Genomic DNA, 15,508 nt, shown 5'->3' with positions numbered 1-15,508 from the left:
TTACCCGCCTTTGGTTACGTCACGCGCCGATCAGCGCAACACGTTCAGGAGGTCCTGCACCATCGAATTGGCCGTCGTGATCACCTTGGTGTTGGCCGAATAGGCCTGCTGGGTCACGATCAGCTTGGTGAATTCGTCGGCGATGTCGGTGTTCGAGCCTTCCAGCGACGAGCCGCTGATGGTGCCCGAAGCGCCGTCGATCGCAGGGCCCGACTGCTCGGTCGCGGCATAGGCGCCGCCATCGAGCGCCTTCAAATAGTTGGTGCCGTTGAAGTGCGACAACGTCACCTGGGCGAGATCGAGGTTCTGGCCGTTGGAGAAGGTTCCGACCACGAGGCCGCTGTTGTTGACCGAGACCGAGCGGAGCTGGCCGGCGGCGTAGCCGTTCTGCGTGATGGTGTTGATGGTCACCGCGCCGCTGGTGCTGGCATATTGCGTCAGACCGCCCGAGGAGATGTTGAAGGCGACCGAGCCGAGCGACTGCCCGCTGACGGTGACGTTGTTGATGGTGATGCCCGAGCCGCTCGGCGAGGTCAGCGAGCCGTCGGCGGCAAAGGTGAAGGCCTGTCCCGTGTTCATCCACGCGACGTTCGTGCCGGTCGCATTCGGGTCGGTCTGATAGAACAGGTTCCAGGTGTCGGAATGACCCGTCCCCAGCGAGGCGCTGTCGGTCTTGGCCCAACGGAGCTGCAGGTTCACGGGCGTGCCGGCCGCATTGTAGGCGGTCACCGCGCCACCGCTGATCGTTTCCTTGGTGAAAGTCGCGACGTCGTTGCCGATCACGGTACCCGTGCCGGCCGTGCCGCCGCCGCCACGAGGCTTGGAAACGGCCGAGGTGAAGCCGAGCGCCGCGAAGGCGTTGGGGTTGCTGCTGGAGACGTTCAAGGAGGGGTTTGCGGTGCCGGTGTTCAGCGTGATCACGCCGTTGCTGATCGACGAGCCCGACGTGCCGGCGAGAAAGTCGATCTTCTGAAGCAAGGTCGAGATGTCGTCAGTGACGCTGATCTGGTTCGGGTTGCTGATGGGCGGGGCCGCGGAGACGAAGGTCAGCGTCTGACCGTTCACCGTGATCGTATCGGGAGCAACGACGGGCGGACCCGCCGACCCTGCCTGGAAGCCCGATGAAAGAACTTCCGAACCGCCGGCCGTCGCGGCACCACTGAGCAGCGTATTGCCGGTGATCGCAGGCGTGGACAGCACGTTGCCGCCGCGCGTCACGTTGCTGAGGCCGAGCGTGGTCGCTGCGTTGCCGCTGATCGCAAGATCGACGAGGGTGCCGCCTGCGATCTGGATGTTGCCGGTACCGGTGATCGTGGCGGTGACGCCGTTGCCGGCGCCACCGGCCGTTTGAATCGCAGTGAGGATATCGTTCACCGTCGTCGTGGCGCCGGCCTTCACACCGATCACGGTGCTGTTGGCTGTCGTCGTGATGCCCGTCGCGGTGTTGTCGAAGGTGATCGTATAGGGGCCACTGCCGTTGTTGATCGTCAGCGTCTGGCCGGCCAGCGAGACGCCGAGATGCGGGCTTGCGGTCGGGTCGAGGGACGTACCGCTGCTCGCTGCGGCCGATGCGCTGTTCAGCAGGGCCACCGAGCCAGTTACCGTCGTCGACGTGTAGGCCGAGCGCAGATTGCCGGTAGCGGCGGCGCCGGAGACCGTCGCGTTCACATAAGGCGGCGGCGGCGTGCCGACGATCAGCGGGTTGGCGGCGAAATCCGACGGGTTCAGTCCACCGGCCGCCAGCAGCGTCTTGCTCGCGGCCGTCGAACTCGCCGCCGTGTTCGGCTGGGACGGCAGGTTCGCGGCGTACTGGATCGAGGTGGTCGCCTGCGCCGGGATGAAGTTGTTCTGGAATTTCAGGACGGTCGCCACGTTGCCGGTCGGGTTGCCGGTCTTGGGATCGACCGTGGTGCCCATCAGATAATAGCCGGCGCCGTTGACCAAATTGCCGTTGGCATTGAGCTGGAAGTCGCCGCGACGGGTGTAGTAGGTGACGCCGCTGAACACCGGCACGTTGTCGACGACGCCGGTCGCCTTCTGGATCGAGAAGAAGCCGTCGCCGGTGATCGCCATGTTGGTGGCCACGGTGGAGGACGAGATCGTGCCCTGGGTGGTGATGGTCGCCTTCGCATTAGCCGTCACGCCGCCCGCGACCTGCTTGCTCGGGACCGAGGCGTCGGGAATGAGATCGACGAAGCTGGTGCCGATGCCCTTGTAACCGGTGGTGGATGAGTTCGCGATGTTGCCGGAAATGTTCTGCAGCGCGTAGGACTGCGCCTGCAGGCCACCCACCGAGGTGTTCATTGCATCGAAGATACCCATAACTTTGTCTCCAAATCCGATCCCGGCGGCCGGTCGACCATGGCCGCAGTCGGAGGAGACAGTCGCAAGGCCTATGCCAATGCGGGTATCTTCAGGAAATCAATGACTTAATGAAAAAGTCCCGGTCCAATGACCGGGGCACAATTGCCGGGACCGGCAACAATTGCCGGGACACATCGTCGTTCCGGAGCGATGCGAAGCATCGAATCCGGAACCTCGAGATTCCGGGTTCGATGCTGCGCATCGCCCCGGAATGACAGAAACAAAGCCTACGTCGCAGATGCCGCCGCCGGGTGGAAAACCAGCCCGAAACCGTCGATGCAGTAGCGCAATCCGGTCGGCTTCGGACCGTCGTCGAAGACGTGGCCGAGATGGCCGCCGCAGCGCCGGCAATGCACCTCGGTGCGCACCATGCCGTAGGTGCGATCCTCGGTCTTGCCGACATTGCCCTCGATGGGCTGGTAGAAGCTCGGCCAGCCCGTACCGCTCTCGAACTTGGTCTCGGACGCAAACAGCGGCAGGTCGCAGCCGGCGCAGGCGAAGATGCCCTTGCGATGCTCCTTCAGCAGCGGGCTGGAGCCGGGCCGCTCGGTGCCGTGATTGCGGAGGATCTCATATTGCTGCGGCGTGAGCTGGGCACGCCATTCGGCCTCCGTCTTCGTGATCTCGAACGTTTCCGCGGCCTTCTCGCCAGCCTCGGCAGGTGATCCTGTCAGCCAGCGGAAGGCGGAAAGGCCGAACAGGCCGGCGACAGTCGTCAGCAGGATGCGGCGGTCAAACATCTCATTCTCCGTGCGCGGGAAGTCCACGCCCTGAGATACGGGCTTCTGTCGGCCGACGTTACACTTCCGGGCGGAGGATTTCTCAACTTATTGCGAGACGCTCTGGTCCTGGACAGCCGGTTCCGCAGCCGGTTTCACGCCTTGGGCCGCATGTTCCGGTGCAGGCGCCGGCCGCGGCGGCAGACGGCGCGGACCGGTGCCGGCGGCGCGGTTGGCCTCGGCGAGACGGGCCTCGCGCTCCCTGTCCTTGACCCTGGCACGTTCGCGGTAGCGGGCCAGCGAGCCCGCTGCGGCGGAGCTCGCCCTGCCCCAGATGCCGACCAATTGGCCGGCAACGCGGCCGGTCGCCCCGCCGGCCCAGACCAGCTCGAACGGCGAGAACAGCTTCCAGCGGTCATCGCCCCACAGGATGCTGCGCGCGATCAACTGCCCGGCCATGGCCGAGGTGTTCATGCCCTGGCGGCCGAACCCGCTCGCCACCCACAGGCCTTTGCGCAGCTGGCCGATCTGCGGCATGCCATGCACGGTGTGGCCGGTGGCGCCGCCGAACGTCTCGGTGATCTCGGCATTGCCGAGCTCAGGGAAGATTGACCGGATCCGCCGCCTGACGCTGCCGGCAAAGCGCTCTGGACGCGCCGCCCAGGTGGTCTCCGGACTTGCCCACATCAGGCGGTCGCCATCGACGATGCGAAAATGGTCGATGCCATCGGAATCCATCACCGATCCCTTGAAGGCGATGATCTCGTGCACGCGCTCGCCGAGCGGCGCGGTGATGCCGGCGTAACGCCAGACCGGCAGCAACGTCTCCGACAGGCGCCGCAAGGGCGCGCCGAGATGGATGTTGCCGGCGAGCACGATGTGGGTGGCGCGCAGCCGCGCCGAGGGCGTGACGATGCGCTTGCGAATGCCGGAATGATCGATGCTGACGACCGGCGTGTCCTCGAAGATGCGGGCGCCTGCACGCCGCGCCAGCGCCGCAAGGCCGTGCACGTATTTGCGGCCGTCGACCTGGAGCGCCCTGGGGTAATACACGCCGTGGAAGTAATGATCGGTCTTCAGCATCTCGCGGACGCGATCGACCTGCCAGCCCTCGACCTCGGTGTCGAAATCCTCGTTCAGCATCTGCAGCCGGCTGATCAGCCGGTCGCCGGCATCGACGTTGGAGACCTCCAGCACGCCGTCGCTGGGGGCGATCCCCGGCATGTTCTCCTCGGTGGCGTTGGCGCGGACGAATTCGGCCCCCTCCTTGGACAGCGCCCACAATTCGCGCGCGTCCTCGAAACCGATGCGCTCGATCAGGTCGGTGAGCGGCAGCGCAAAGCCCGGCATCACGGTGCCGAGCTGGTTGCCGGAGGCGTTCCAGCCGATATGGCGGCCCTCGAGCACTGCGACGCTGGCCCCGAGCCGGGCCGCCTCCAGCGCGATGGAGAGCCCGGCAAGCCCGGCTCCGATCACGCAGATGTCGGCGTCGAGCTCGAACGACAGCCGCGTGCGCTCGCGAAGGCCGGCTTCTTCCTGGGACACGCTTGTGAAAGTCTCGCTCATGTCGTTTTCTTAGAGCATGAACCGGAAAAGTGTGCAGCGGTTTTTGCGAAAAAGATCATGCTGAAAACAACAACTTAAATCACGATGACGATTTGTTCTAATCTCATCGCGGCTTTAAACAACCGGTCAGGCGCTTGTCACCATGTCCTCAACCGGCGTCTGTAAATTGTCCTGGACGTGGAACGATTCGAGAATGCCATGCGCCGTTTGATGCTGCTGCGTCACGCCAAGACAGAGACTGACGCGCCAAGCGGCCGTGACCAGGATCGCCGCCTCGACGACCGCGGCCACAAGGATGCCGCGCAGATGGGCGACTGGATCGCCAGCCATCCGCCCTTCCCCGATACCGTGCTGGTGTCGCATGCCGTCCGCGCCCGGCAGACCTGGGACATCGCCTGGAAGGCGATGAAGGATCGCGCCCCGACGCCGCAGGTCGAGGTCCTGCCAGAACTCTACGGCGCCGATCCCGCGCAGATCCTGGAATCCATTCGCACTGCAACGATTCCCGCCAATCCGAAGCGGTTGCTGCTGGTCGGCCACAATCCGGGCATGCACGAGATCGCGCTGATGCTGATCGGCGGCGGCGATCACGCCGGCGCCAAGGCGCTCGCCCACAACCTGCCCACGGCGGGGCTTGCGATCTTCGACTTTGACGTCAAGGATTGGGGGGACGTGGCCTACCGCCGCGGCAAGCTGGTGCTGTTCGTCAGCCCCAAGCTGCTTCGATCGGGCTGATCGCGCGACGTGCCGGCAAGACGTCCTGACCGGAAGATTTGGAGGCGCAGATGTTCAAGTCCATCCTCGTGCCCATCGACCTCGCCGACACCGATCTGGCCAAGCCGGCGATCGCGACCGCGGCAACGCTGTCGCAGACCTGGAGCGGCACGGTGCGCCTGCTCAACGTGCTGCCGATGACGCCGGTGATGCTGGCCGAATATGTGCCGGCCGATTTCGACGAGCAGCAGCGCCAGACCTCCGAGGAAGCCCTCGCTATCGTCGCGCGCGAATCCGGCATCGACGCTTCCCGCATCTCCAGCGTGGTGCGGCAGGGCGGCATCTACCACGAGATCCTGGAAGAAGCCGTGCACATGAAGGCCGACCTGATCGTGATGACCTCGCACCGGCCGGCGATGCGCACCTACTTCCTCGGCTCCAACGCCGGGCACGTCGTGCGTTATGCCAAGTGCTCGGTGCTGGTGGTGAGGCACTGAGGGTTGCTCCCGGTCTCGTAGGGTGGGTTAGCCTGCGGCTGCGCGAAGCGCAGTCCGTTGGCGTAACCCACCACTGTCTCTCTCCACGGAAACAGAAGAGGTGGATTACGCCTTCGGCTAACTAATCCACCCTACGCACCTACCAGACCTCGCGTTGCCCGTCGGGCAAAACACCCAAGCTCTCGGTCAAGACGCCCTGCCAAAAATATTCCACTTTACCGAAATTCGGAATTAGCGGATAGTGCGCGCACTCCGGCCCAAGGAAGAGGGGCGTATCGCGATCGTCACGAACGCGGGCCGGGCGGCGGTGGACGCAGATGGCGTTGGCGCGAACGGGTTTGCAGGGCGGGAGACCGTGAGCAAAGTCGTCGTGCATACGACCGGTGCCATCAGCGTACGGCAAAATCGTGTGGTCCTGGCGCCCGGGGTCTGTGCGCCAAGTCTTGCGGTGATGTGGCGGCCCGACCGGGTCCGCGCATCAGTCATCTGCACGGCGACGGGGGCAATAGTGCATCGCTCCCCGGGGAGATCACGACATAAGCCGTAAAACCACTGCGCAGGGAAGGCCGGGATGTCCTGGCTTCACCTGTATGCCGCTGTGCAGATTTTTTGACTACCAACTTCGCACAGTGGACCGCGGGTGCCAGCCGGCTCCCGGCCTTCCCTGCGCCCTCTTTCATGTGAGGGTGAGGCATCGACGCAAAGCTCGGGCGAAATGCGCCGCGAGGATGAATATGCGCGACTGCAACGACACACTCGCTGTCATCGCCCGGTTTAACCGGGCGATCCAGTACTCCGAGACGGTTGTGGTTCAATCGATAGGCCGCGGCGTACTGGATTCCCCGCCTTCGCGGGGAATGACAGTAGCATCTGGAGGGCGATTTTCGTGCCACACTCCGTCATTGGGACAGCTGTATACGAAAGCACAGCTCTCGTGCCCCGGACGCAGCGCAGCGTCTCTTCGACGATGCGCTGCAGAGCCGGGGCCATGCAACAGCGAGTGCGGTCTGCTGGGTCCCGGCTCGTCGCAGCAACGCCAGAAGCGCTACGTCGCGTCCGGGACACGAGAATGGCGCTCACAGATACCGCGACAGCTCGGTCTTGAACTGCCCGTAGACGGCGTCCTCGATCTGGCTGCGATTGATGCCGATGTCGCGCAGGGCGCGGTCGTCGAGCTCGTTCAGGGTCTTGACGGCGGAGCGGCGCTCCAGGCGGTCGAACAGCGCATAGGCGGCGGTGACGAGCGTGCCAAAAAATCCGCTCGAGGAGGATGGGCGTAAACTCCGCCCGGCAGTTTGCGAGATCGTGGTCATTCTTCTTCTCCGGCGTATCGTCCCGCGCGGCGAAGCAGGTGCCGTTGGCGCGGGCGCTGTCAGCGCCTGTACCTCATCTGCCGTCGGATTGCTCTCGCTCCCCTCGGCTCAATCGCGGAACTTGATGGAACTTAAATGCTCCAGTACACTCCTCGGAGCAAGTGAAACATTGCTCTCGGTGCAATAATGTCCAAGTTCGAGTACGTGAAGCTTGCCGATGCCATTGCCGCGGATATCTCTAACGGCACGTTAAGGCCCGGCGACCGGCTGCCGCCGCAGCGCAATTTTGCCTATGACCGCGGCATTGCGGTCTCCACCGCGAGCCGGGTTTATACCGAGTTGCTCCGCCGCGGCCTCGTGGTCGGCGAGGTTGGCCGCGGCACCTTCATCTCCGGCGACATCAGGCGCGAGGTCGAGGCCTTGAGCGAGCCGCGCGACGCGCGGATCGATTTCGAGGTCAATTATCCATTATTGCCGCAGCAATGGGCGATGATCGCCAAGAGCCTTGCGGGGCTGGAGCGCGTCGATGCGCTCGAATCGGCGCTGCGCGTCTCGACCAGCACCGGCACCAAGAGCGCGCGCAATGCTGCCGCCGCCTATCTCGCGCGCAAGAATTTTGCGCCGCAGGCCGAGCAGATCGTCTTCACCGCCAACGGCAAGCAATCGCTGGCGGCCGCGCTCGCGGCGCTCGTCCCCACCGGCGGCCGCTGCGGCGTCGAGGCGCTGACCTACCCCTACGTCAAGAGCATCGCCGCGCGGCTGGGCGTGACGCTGGTGCCTATACCGATGGACGAATTCGGCGCGCGCCCCGACGCGATCCAGAAGGCGCATCGCGAGGCGCATCTGTCGGCGCTGTATCTGCAGCCCATCATCCAGAACCCGCTCGGCGTCACCATGAACGCGACGCGGCGCGCCGACATCATGCGCGTTGCCGAGAAGCTCGATCTCACCATCATCGAGGACACCGTCTACGGCTTCCTTGCCGACGACACGCCGCTGGCGGCGCTCGGGCCGGACCGCTGCATCGTGCTCGACAGCCTGTCCAAGAAAGTCGCGCCGGGGTTAGCGCTCGGCATCCTCGTCGCGCCCCCTCACTTGCGCGAAAGCGTGATGAGCGCGGTCCGGACCGGCGGCTGGATCGCCTCCGGGCACGCGCTCGCGGCCGGGCAGCGGCTGATGGCCGACGGTACCGTCGCCGAGCTGACCCGCCTGAAACGCATCGATGCCTCGCGCCGCCAGCAGACCGCGGCAAGGTTGCTCGCCGGCTACCAGCTCGCCGCCGACCCGCGCTCCTATCATCTCTGGCTGACGCTGCCGCCGCACTGGCGCTCGCAGACCTTCGTTGCCGCGGCAGCAAGGCGCGGCATCGCGCTGACGCCGTCCTCGACCTTCGCGATCGCGCATGGACATGCACCGAACGCGGTGCGGCTCGCGCTCGCCCCGCCCACCCCGGAGCAGCTCGATTCCGGCCTGCGCACGCTGGTGTCGCTGCTCGGCACCAAGGAAGAGGATTTCGACTCGACGGAGTAAGCAGAGCGTTTTCGAGCGAAGTGGGTACCGGTTCGCGTGAAGAAAACGCGTCAAAAAGAAACCCTTCTCAGACCTCCGGCCAGTCTGCGATAAAGCCCCTCGCCTTGTAAGGCTCGATCTTGTCCCATTCATGCAGCATGCGGCGGCGAAATTCGGCATCGGTATGCCAGAGCGCACGCGGCGTCGCGAAGCTGTCGACGGTGAGCAGCATCTTCTCGACCTCCGGCCAGTGCCGCTGCAGCGTCATCGGATAACGCCGCGCGGTCCAGGTGTTGCCGAGGCAGATCACACTGCGGATGTTCTGCAGTCCGAGCGCCGCATCGATGACCGGCAGCGAGAAGATCACGTTCTCGCCGGTGTTCATCGCGCGATGCTCCTCGAGGATGAGATCCGCCGGAATGCCCGCCGCAACCATCGCGGCCTTGATGATGCTGCACTCGGATTGCTCCGAGCCCGGCGTGACTCCGCCGCTCACAATCGACCAGCGGAACAGGCCCTCGCGCCACAGCCTTGCGGCGGTGTCAGCGCGCAAGCCAACGTCTTCGCGGGTGCCGAACATGAACAGCAGGTCGGCTGGCTGGAGCGGCGTATCGATCAGATGCGTGCGGTTGATTCTGGCGATCTCATCTGCCGTTGGCAGGCGGGTGCTGCGGTCCATGACTGACATGACCGCAAGATGCGACACCGACGCCGGGACGCGAAGTCACGTTTGATTGCGGCCAATTGCACCTAGGGCAGCAGGGCCTTCGGCACGCGATCGAAACTGTAGCTCTGCGGCTGGTTGCGCCGCACGAAGCCTCCGACCTGCCAGGCGAACAGCGCGGCGAAGCCGAGGATGAACAGCACGCCGGCGAATTCGCCGATCATGAGGGCGCGAATCAACAGCCCCGCCATCGCCACGGCGAGCACCGCCAGGAATGCCAGCACCGCAGCATAGGTCTTGCGACCGAGACCTGCGATCAATTCCGCGCGGCTGCCCGCTTTCGCCATCCGCGCATGGAGCTCGATGAGAAAATCGCGAAAACCGTTGTCCTGCGGCGCCATCAGGGCCGCGGTCTGCCAGCTCGTCGACAGGATGGCGATGCGGCCGCCGCCCTTGTGGCTGACATCGGCGCGAAAGCGGTGCTGCTGCATCGACACCGGGCGGAACGACAGCCGGATCGCCGAGATCTCGTTATAGCGCCACAGGCCCGAACGGCCGCCGATGTGCCAGGACAATCCCTCCTCCGTCAGCTCGAAGCGGTGCGCCGAGCCGATCAGCGACGCCTTGTAGGCGTAGCTCGTGGCCGCCTCGGCTCCGGAAACCTGCATCTCGAATTCAATCCCGTCCGCGATCCGCTTGCGCTATCGCCCTCGCCCATCCTACAAGCGAGGCATGGCTGAGACGACCTTTTTTCCACGTCGCCTGATTCTCGGCGCCGCAATGATCTCCGGCGTGCTGCTCGCGCTTGCGGTGCACATGCTGGGCGCGCGCTACGGTCTCGACCTCGGGGGCCTCTGGCGCTCCGATACGCATGAGTTCATACCCGCAGGCGCTGCGATCGCGTGGTGGTTGATTGCAACGGTCGGCTTCTCCGGCGGCTATTTCACGGCGAGCCTGATGCAGAGCGCCGTCTCCGGCCAGATCCCGCAGCGGATGCGGCAATTCCTGATCGCGGTCGGCGTGCTCCTGCTGGCGGGTGCCGGCCAGGTGGCCTCGGCGCCGAGCCCGATCCCGACCGTCTCGGGCGTGCTGGCCGGGCTTGCCGCATTGTGCCTCGGCGCCGTGATGGCGTTCTGCGGCGCGCATTTCGCGCTGCGCCGCGGCTGATCCTTCAGGCTGAGGCGCGCAGCCGCGGCCGTTCCAGCATCATCGCGACTTCCGAGGCAGGGCGCGGCTTGCTGAACAGATAACCCTGCGCCTGGGTGCAACCCTCGCGCCGGAGCAGCTCGAGCTGCGCATCGTTCTCGACGCCTTCCGCGGTGGTGACGATGCCGAGGCTGCGGCCAAGGCCAGTCACGGCGCGGATGATCGCCATGGAATCCTCGCGCGTCGCCAGCTCCGACACGAAGGAGCGGTCGATCTTGATCTTGTCGAATGGGAAGCTGCGCAGATAGCTCAGCGACGAGTAGCCGGTGCCGAAATCGTCCAGCGAGATCCGCACGCCCATGGCGCGCAGCTCGTGCAGCGTGGTCAGCGTCGCCTCGCTGTTCTGCAGCAGCACGGATTCGGTGATCTCGAGCTCGAGGCGGCGCGCCTGAAGTCCCGAGACGGCCAGCGCCGCGGTCACGGATGCGATCAGGTTCGGGCTCTTGAACTGCACCGGCGACAGGTTGACGGCGACGTCGATATCGTCGGGCCAGGTGGCCGCGTCGGTGCAGGCGGAGCGCAGCACGAATTCGCCGAGCTGGACGATGAGACCTGTCTCCTCGGCCAGCGGAATGAAGCTGATGGGAGCAATCAGGCCGCGTTGCGGATGGTTCCAGCGCAACAGCGCCTCGAAGGCGACGACCCGGCCGCTGGCGACGTCGCGGATCGGCTGGTAGTACGGCAGGAATTCGTCGCGCTGCAACGCTGCGCGCAGATCCATTTCCAAGAGGCGCCGCGCCTGCGCGCGCGCATCCATGCCGGTCTCGAAGAAGCGATAGGTGCCGCGGCCGTCCGCCTTGGCGCGATAGAGCGCGAGGTCGGCGTTCTTCAACAACTCGTCCGGATTGCTGCCGTCCTGCGGCGACAGCGAGATGCCGATCGAGACCCCGATGACGATCTGATGGTCGTCGATCTCGTAGGGCGCCGAGATGACCTCGACGAGGCGGCCGGCAAGCGACCGCGCAGCGGCTTCCTCGGAACGTCCGATCTGGACCACGGCGAATTCGTCGCCGCCGAGCCGCGCCACGGTGTCGTGCTCGCCGACGGCAGTCTTCAGCCTGCGGCCGACCTCCTTGAGCAGTGCATCGCCGATGGGATGGCCGAGCGAGTCGTTGATGTCCTTGAAGTTATCGAGATCGAGACAGAGCACCGCGAGCTGTTCACTCGACTTCGCCCGGTTCAGTCCCTGCTCGAGCTGCTCGTGGAACAGCACGCGGTTCGGCAGGCCGGTCAGCGCGTCATGGCGTGCCATGTGCGAGATCTTGGCCTGTGCTTCCAGCCACTCGGTGATGTCCTCGAAGGTCGCGACCCAGCCGCCGCCCTGCATCGGCTGGTTGACGACGCGGATGGAACGGCCGAACCGGTTGACGACGTCGGTCGTGGTGCGGCCCTCGCGCGCATCGGCGACGAGCCGCGCAAAGAATTCATCGGCGTCGCCCTGCCACTGGCCCTTGGCCTGCTCTTCCCTGAGCACGTCGACCAGCAGGCGGCCGGTGAGCGCGATGTCGGTGCGGCGAAGCATCGCCGCGTAGCGTTCGTTGAACAGGATGATCTTGCCGTCCGCATCGAACATGCACAGCCCCTGCGACATGTTCTCGAGCGCGGAGTCCAGCACCAGTTGCTGGCGCCCGAGTTCGCCCTTGGCGCGGCGGTCGAGCAGCGCGGCAACGAGCGCAATCGCGATGATCGCAACCGCGGCGCTGGCGGTGAGGAAGGACATCGAGGCAGGCGGAACCGCGAGCCCGCTGATCGCGAGCGTCGGGTCCGGCGTCAGCAGCACGGCGCCCATCGCGGTGAAATGATGCGCGACGATGGCGAGCGTCAGCAGAGCTGTCGCCGCCAGCGCATGGAGCAGGTCGTCGCGCCGCGCGGCGACGAACAGCGCAAGTGAAGCAAAGACAATTCCGAGCAGCACCGAGACGGCGACCGTGCTTCCGATCCAGTCCACGCGGGCCGGCATCTCCAGCGCCGCCATGCCGGTGTAGTGCATCGCCGCGACACCGCCGCCGACGATGGCGCCGCCGACGACGACCCAGGCCGCGCGCGAGGACGATACCGCGATGCTCAGCCCCACGAAGGTCACGGAGATCGCAAGGATCAACGAAAGAATCGTGACCGGGATGTTGTAGGCGCCGGCATCGCCGGGGCCGTAGGCAAGCATCGCGATGAAATGCGTCGCCCAGACGCCGCATCCGCTGACGGCAGCATCCAGGGCGATCCAGGCGAGGCGCCCCGGTCCCCGCGCGGTGCGTGCCCGGTGAAACAGGCTGATCGCTGCTGCGCTCGCGAGCAGGCACACCGCTCCGCCAAGCGCGACCAGACTCCAATCATGCTGTTCCGTGAGACAGTAAAGAACTTGATACATTGCCGGCCCCTGTGGACCCGCACTTGAACCGACAGAGGTGGACGATCGGTAACCGGCTATGTGCTGCTTCCCCGGATGGTGAACGGGAGATGTGCTCATTCGCTCGGATTGTTCATCGCCTCCGATGCGCTCGGCGAGGCGCGGCGCCAGCAGATTGACCGGCAGCACCGCCGCCATCATCGGAACGAAGGCGAGCCCGGTCCACCACGCCGACAGCCCGTTGATCCGCTGGAGCCGGCACGCTGTGCGCCGGCTCCGTCGTCGAAGGATTCATATTTGATGGTGCTCACGCGCATGCTGCCACCTCGGTTGCAGCCCCATGCGGGATATACGCCGCCGATCCGCCGTCATGTTTCGGCAATGGACGAAGGATGGGTGTGTGTCGAATGCGCTCACGCCAAAATCGGTGTCATCGCCCGCGCAGGCGGGCGATCCAGTACGCCGCGGCGGCGCGGGGATACGGAGAGGCCGCGGAGTACTGGATGCCCCGCCTTCGCGGGGCATGACGGCTAGAACAGAAGCACCGCCCGGACCGCCGCACGGTGCTCTCTCGCTACACCTTCATCAGCTCGCCGCGCGCAAATTCACCTTGCTCTCGGCAAGCTTCGTCAGCTTCTTGTCGGTCGCCTTCTCTTCCTCCAGCGTCTTGGCGAGCACGCTGGCACAGTCGTTGCGGCCGAGCTGCTTGGCCCAGGCGATCAGGCTGCCATAGCGTACGATCTCGTAATGCTCGGCGGCCTGCGCCGCGTTGATCAGCGCGGCGTCGAGCACCGCCTTGTCGGCGACTTCGCCGGCGGTCTCATCGGCTTCCTCGATGATACCGTCGATCGCCGGGCAGTCGACCGCCTTCACGGCGACGCCGTGCATCTTGAACACTTCCTCGAGCCGCGTGACATGTTGCTTGGTTTCTTCGAGGTGCGTCAAAAAGCCCTGTTTCAGCTGCGGATCGGTGGCCTTGCTGGCCATTTTCGGCAGCGCCTTGGTGAGCTGCTGCTCGGCGTAATAGATGTCCCGGAGCTGGTGCACGAACAGGTCGTTCATGGTCTTGATGTCCTTTGTGAACAGTCCCATCGTTCCAATCCTCTTGCGTTTCGGGAACACGGAGGCCGCGGCTTGCATGAAAAGCCGCTTATTCCGCCATGTTCGGTTGCTGATGAGCCGCTAACGGGCGCCCGGGATCGACGTTCCATAAAAGCCTGCATCGCTTGAGCTGGAACAATGCAGGCGACAGCACGATATGAAATCATGCCGGCATGTGAACGTACGATCCGGGCCTATCCGCCGACTCACATGCTTAACGCGCGCCCGGATGTGAACCGCATATGACAAAAGTAGGCGGTCTGGCGCAGAACCTATCCTTGTCAAGGGCTGCACAAGTCACCGTTTTTGCCTTAAATGAGCTGGATCATATCTAGCGATCGACACTTGCCTTCGGCAACGACCGCGCCCGACCGGCCACTGCCCGGCCGGGTCGGTCTTGCCCCCCGCCGGGAGGATGAATGCACGGACTGCTGCCCGCGCTGAAACGCGGCTTCAAGAGATGGATCGGCTGGCGACGGCTCGGAATTGCCGCGAGCGTCTTCATCATCGCCTTCGCGATCACAACGCTGGTGCGGACCCTCAAGGGCATCGATACCGGCGTCATCCTGACCGCGTTAACCGAGATTCCCCGTGGCAGCATCGGGCTGGCGGCGATCTGCGTCTTCTTCGCGTTCTGTACGCTGACCTTCTATGACTTTTTTGCACTGCGAACGATCGGCAAGAAGCACGTTCCCTACCGCATCGCAGCGCTGTCCAGCTTCACGTCCTATTCGATCGGCCACAACATCGGCGCCACGGTATTCACCGGCGGCGCGATCCGCTTCCGGATCTATTCGGACTACGGGCTGAACGCGATCGACGTCGCGAAAATCTGCTTCCTGTCGGGCCTGACCTTCTGGCTTGGTAACATCTTCGTGCTCTCGATCGGCATGGCCGTCCATCCGGATGCCGCGACCTCGATGGATCAGCTCCCCTCGTCGCTCAACCGGCTGATCGCCTTGGGCGGCCTCGCCTCGATCGGCGCTTATCTGGTCTGGCTCTGCATGGGCGAGAAGCGGCGCGAGCTCGGCCAGAAGGGCTGGAAGGTGGTGCTGCCCTCGGCGCCGCTGACGCTGGTGCAGATCCTGATCGGCGTGGTCGATCTCGGCTTCTGCGCCACGGCGATGTACCTCCTGATGCCGGCCACCCCGCCAATCGACTTCCTCTCGCTCGCCGTGGTGTTCATCCTGGCGACGCTGCTCGGCTTTGCCAGCCACGCGCCCGGCTCGATCGGCGTGTTCGACGCCGCCATGCTGCTGGCGCTGCCCGAATTCGGCCGCGAGCAGCTCCTGGCGACGCTGCTGGTGTTCCGCCTGCTCTATTTCGTGATCCCGTTTGGCCTCGCCATCTCCATCATGGGCACGCGCGAGCTCTGGATGAACGTGGTCGAGCCCTGGCAGGAGAGGCGGCGGCTGGCGGAGGCCTGCGCCCAGGCCAATCTGCCCAAGCAGGTGACGCCGATGGAGCGCGAACGGCTGCTGCGGCAGGCCAATAAGCGGTAAGGCTAGGAT

Annotated in this window: 13 protein-coding genes; 5 read left to right on the top strand and 8 right to left on the bottom strand. The window is 65.1% G+C overall.

Features of this window, described 5'->3' with window-relative positions:
* Nucleotides 1–30: 30 nt before the first annotated feature.
* The 3 genes from GGD63_RS06510 to GGD63_RS06500 form a co-directional block, all read right to left on the bottom strand.
* Nucleotides 31–2,322, bottom strand: a complete 2,292-nt coding sequence (locus GGD63_RS06510; protein ID WP_183240120.1) for a flagellar hook-basal body complex protein — start codon at nt 2,320–2,322, stop codon at nt 31–33.
* A gap of 269 nt (nt 2,323–2,591) precedes the next feature.
* Nucleotides 2,592–3,104 (bottom strand): peptide-methionine (R)-S-oxide reductase MsrB, encoded by a 513-nt coding sequence (msrB, locus tag GGD63_RS06505; protein WP_183240118.1) that lies wholly within the window; start codon nt 3,102–3,104, stop codon nt 2,592–2,594.
* An 87-nt stretch (nt 3,105–3,191) separates the two neighbouring features.
* Nucleotides 3,192–4,649, bottom strand: coding sequence for an FAD-binding oxidoreductase (locus GGD63_RS06500; RefSeq protein WP_183240116.1), 1,458 nt, complete (start codon nt 4,647–4,649; stop codon nt 3,192–3,194).
* A gap of 198 nt (nt 4,650–4,847) precedes the next feature.
* Between GGD63_RS06500 and GGD63_RS06495 the strand changes: the two genes are divergently transcribed.
* Entirely contained in the window at nt 4,848–5,384 is a 537-nt protein-coding gene (locus GGD63_RS06495) for a histidine phosphatase family protein (protein WP_183240115.1), read from the top strand.
* Between the two features lie 50 nt (nt 5,385–5,434).
* On the top strand, nt 5,435–5,860 hold the full coding sequence (locus GGD63_RS06490; protein WP_183240113.1) for a universal stress protein: 426 nt from the start codon (nt 5,435–5,437) through the stop codon (nt 5,858–5,860).
* 1,076 nt (nt 5,861–6,936) lie between these two features.
* Here GGD63_RS06490 and GGD63_RS06485 read toward each other — a convergent pair.
* Nucleotides 6,937–7,173 (bottom strand): DUF1127 domain-containing protein, encoded by a 237-nt coding sequence (locus GGD63_RS06485; RefSeq protein ID WP_183240111.1) that lies wholly within the window; start codon nt 7,171–7,173, stop codon nt 6,937–6,939.
* Between the two features lie 186 nt (nt 7,174–7,359).
* On the opposite strand from GGD63_RS06485, the gene GGD63_RS06480 reads away from it, so the two are divergent.
* On the top strand, nt 7,360–8,703 hold the full coding sequence (locus tag GGD63_RS06480; protein ID WP_183240109.1) for a PLP-dependent aminotransferase family protein: 1,344 nt from the start codon (nt 7,360–7,362) through the stop codon (nt 8,701–8,703).
* A gap of 67 nt (nt 8,704–8,770) precedes the next feature.
* Here GGD63_RS06480 and GGD63_RS06475 read toward each other — a convergent pair whose 3' ends face one another.
* The gene (locus GGD63_RS06475; protein ID WP_183240107.1) at nt 8,771–9,370 is read right to left on the bottom strand and encodes a YdcF family protein; all 600 of its coding nucleotides are present in this window, start codon (nt 9,368–9,370) and stop codon (nt 8,771–8,773) included.
* 62 nt (nt 9,371–9,432) lie between these two features.
* A complete protein-coding gene (locus GGD63_RS06470; protein ID WP_183240106.1) occupies nt 9,433–10,014 on the bottom strand; it encodes a hypothetical protein in 582 nt (193 codons plus the stop codon).
* Between the two features lie 64 nt (nt 10,015–10,078).
* Between GGD63_RS06470 and GGD63_RS06465 the strand changes: the two genes are divergently transcribed.
* The gene (locus GGD63_RS06465) at nt 10,079–10,513 is read left to right on the top strand and encodes a hypothetical protein (RefSeq protein WP_018642849.1); all 435 of its coding nucleotides are present in this window, start codon (nt 10,079–10,081) and stop codon (nt 10,511–10,513) included.
* A gap of 4 nt (nt 10,514–10,517) precedes the next feature.
* Here the strand turns inward: GGD63_RS06465 and GGD63_RS06460 are convergent, their stop codons facing one another.
* Together GGD63_RS06460 and GGD63_RS06455 are read right to left on the bottom strand one after the other, a co-directional pair.
* Nucleotides 10,518–12,917 carry an EAL domain-containing protein gene (locus tag GGD63_RS06460; RefSeq protein WP_183240104.1) on the bottom strand — a complete coding sequence of 800 codons (2,400 nt, stop codon included), beginning with the start codon at nt 12,915–12,917 and terminating at the stop codon, nt 10,518–10,520.
* A 564-nt stretch (nt 12,918–13,481) separates the two neighbouring features.
* Nucleotides 13,482–13,988: a ferritin-like domain-containing protein gene (locus GGD63_RS06455; protein WP_183240102.1), complete on the bottom strand. Its 507-nt coding sequence runs from the start codon at nt 13,986–13,988 to the stop codon at nt 13,482–13,484.
* Between the two features lie 428 nt (nt 13,989–14,416).
* Here GGD63_RS06455 and GGD63_RS06450 point away from each other — a divergent pair, with 428 nt between their 5' ends.
* Nucleotides 14,417–15,499, top strand: coding sequence for a YbhN family protein (locus GGD63_RS06450; protein WP_183240100.1), 1,083 nt, complete (start codon nt 14,417–14,419; stop codon nt 15,497–15,499).
* Nucleotides 15,500–15,508 lie beyond the last annotated feature (9 nt).

It is taken from the genome of Bradyrhizobium sp. cir1 (assembly GCF_014198245.1).
Classification (GTDB): Bacteria; Pseudomonadota; Alphaproteobacteria; order Rhizobiales; family Xanthobacteraceae; genus Bradyrhizobium.
This window is presented reverse-complemented; position numbering and strand designations above follow the sequence as displayed.

Excerpts from the sequence above, each read along its gene's own strand:
- GGD63_RS06510 (WP_183240120.1), bottom strand. The coding sequence starts at position 2,322 with ATGGGTATCTTCGATGCAATGAACACCTCGGTGGGTGGCCTGCAGGCG.
- msrB (WP_183240118.1), bottom strand. The coding sequence starts at position 3,104 with ATGTTTGACCGCCGCATCCTGCTGACGACTGTCGCCGGCCTGTTCGGC.
- GGD63_RS06500 (WP_183240116.1), bottom strand. The coding sequence starts at position 4,649 with ATGAGCGAGACTTTCACAAGCGTGTCCCAGGAAGAAGCCGGCCTTCGC.
- GGD63_RS06495 (WP_183240115.1), top strand. The coding sequence starts at position 4,848 with ATGCGCCGTTTGATGCTGCTGCGTCACGCCAAGACAGAGACTGACGCG.
- GGD63_RS06490 (WP_183240113.1), top strand. The coding sequence starts at position 5,435 with ATGTTCAAGTCCATCCTCGTGCCCATCGACCTCGCCGACACCGATCTG.
- GGD63_RS06485 (WP_183240111.1), bottom strand. The coding sequence starts at position 7,173 with ATGACCACGATCTCGCAAACTGCCGGGCGGAGTTTACGCCCATCCTCC.
- GGD63_RS06480 (WP_183240109.1), top strand. The coding sequence starts at position 7,360 with ATGTCCAAGTTCGAGTACGTGAAGCTTGCCGATGCCATTGCCGCGGAT.
- GGD63_RS06475 (WP_183240107.1), bottom strand. The coding sequence starts at position 9,370 with ATGTCAGTCATGGACCGCAGCACCCGCCTGCCAACGGCAGATGAGATC.
- GGD63_RS06470 (WP_183240106.1), bottom strand. The coding sequence starts at position 10,014 with ATGCAGGTTTCCGGAGCCGAGGCGGCCACGAGCTACGCCTACAAGGCG.
- GGD63_RS06465 (WP_018642849.1), top strand. The coding sequence starts at position 10,079 with ATGGCTGAGACGACCTTTTTTCCACGTCGCCTGATTCTCGGCGCCGCA.
- GGD63_RS06460 (WP_183240104.1), bottom strand. The coding sequence starts at position 12,917 with ATGTATCAAGTTCTTTACTGTCTCACGGAACAGCATGATTGGAGTCTG.
- GGD63_RS06455 (WP_183240102.1), bottom strand. The coding sequence starts at position 13,988 with ATGGGACTGTTCACAAAGGACATCAAGACCATGAACGACCTGTTCGTG.
- GGD63_RS06450 (WP_183240100.1), top strand. The coding sequence starts at position 14,417 with ATGCACGGACTGCTGCCCGCGCTGAAACGCGGCTTCAAGAGATGGATC.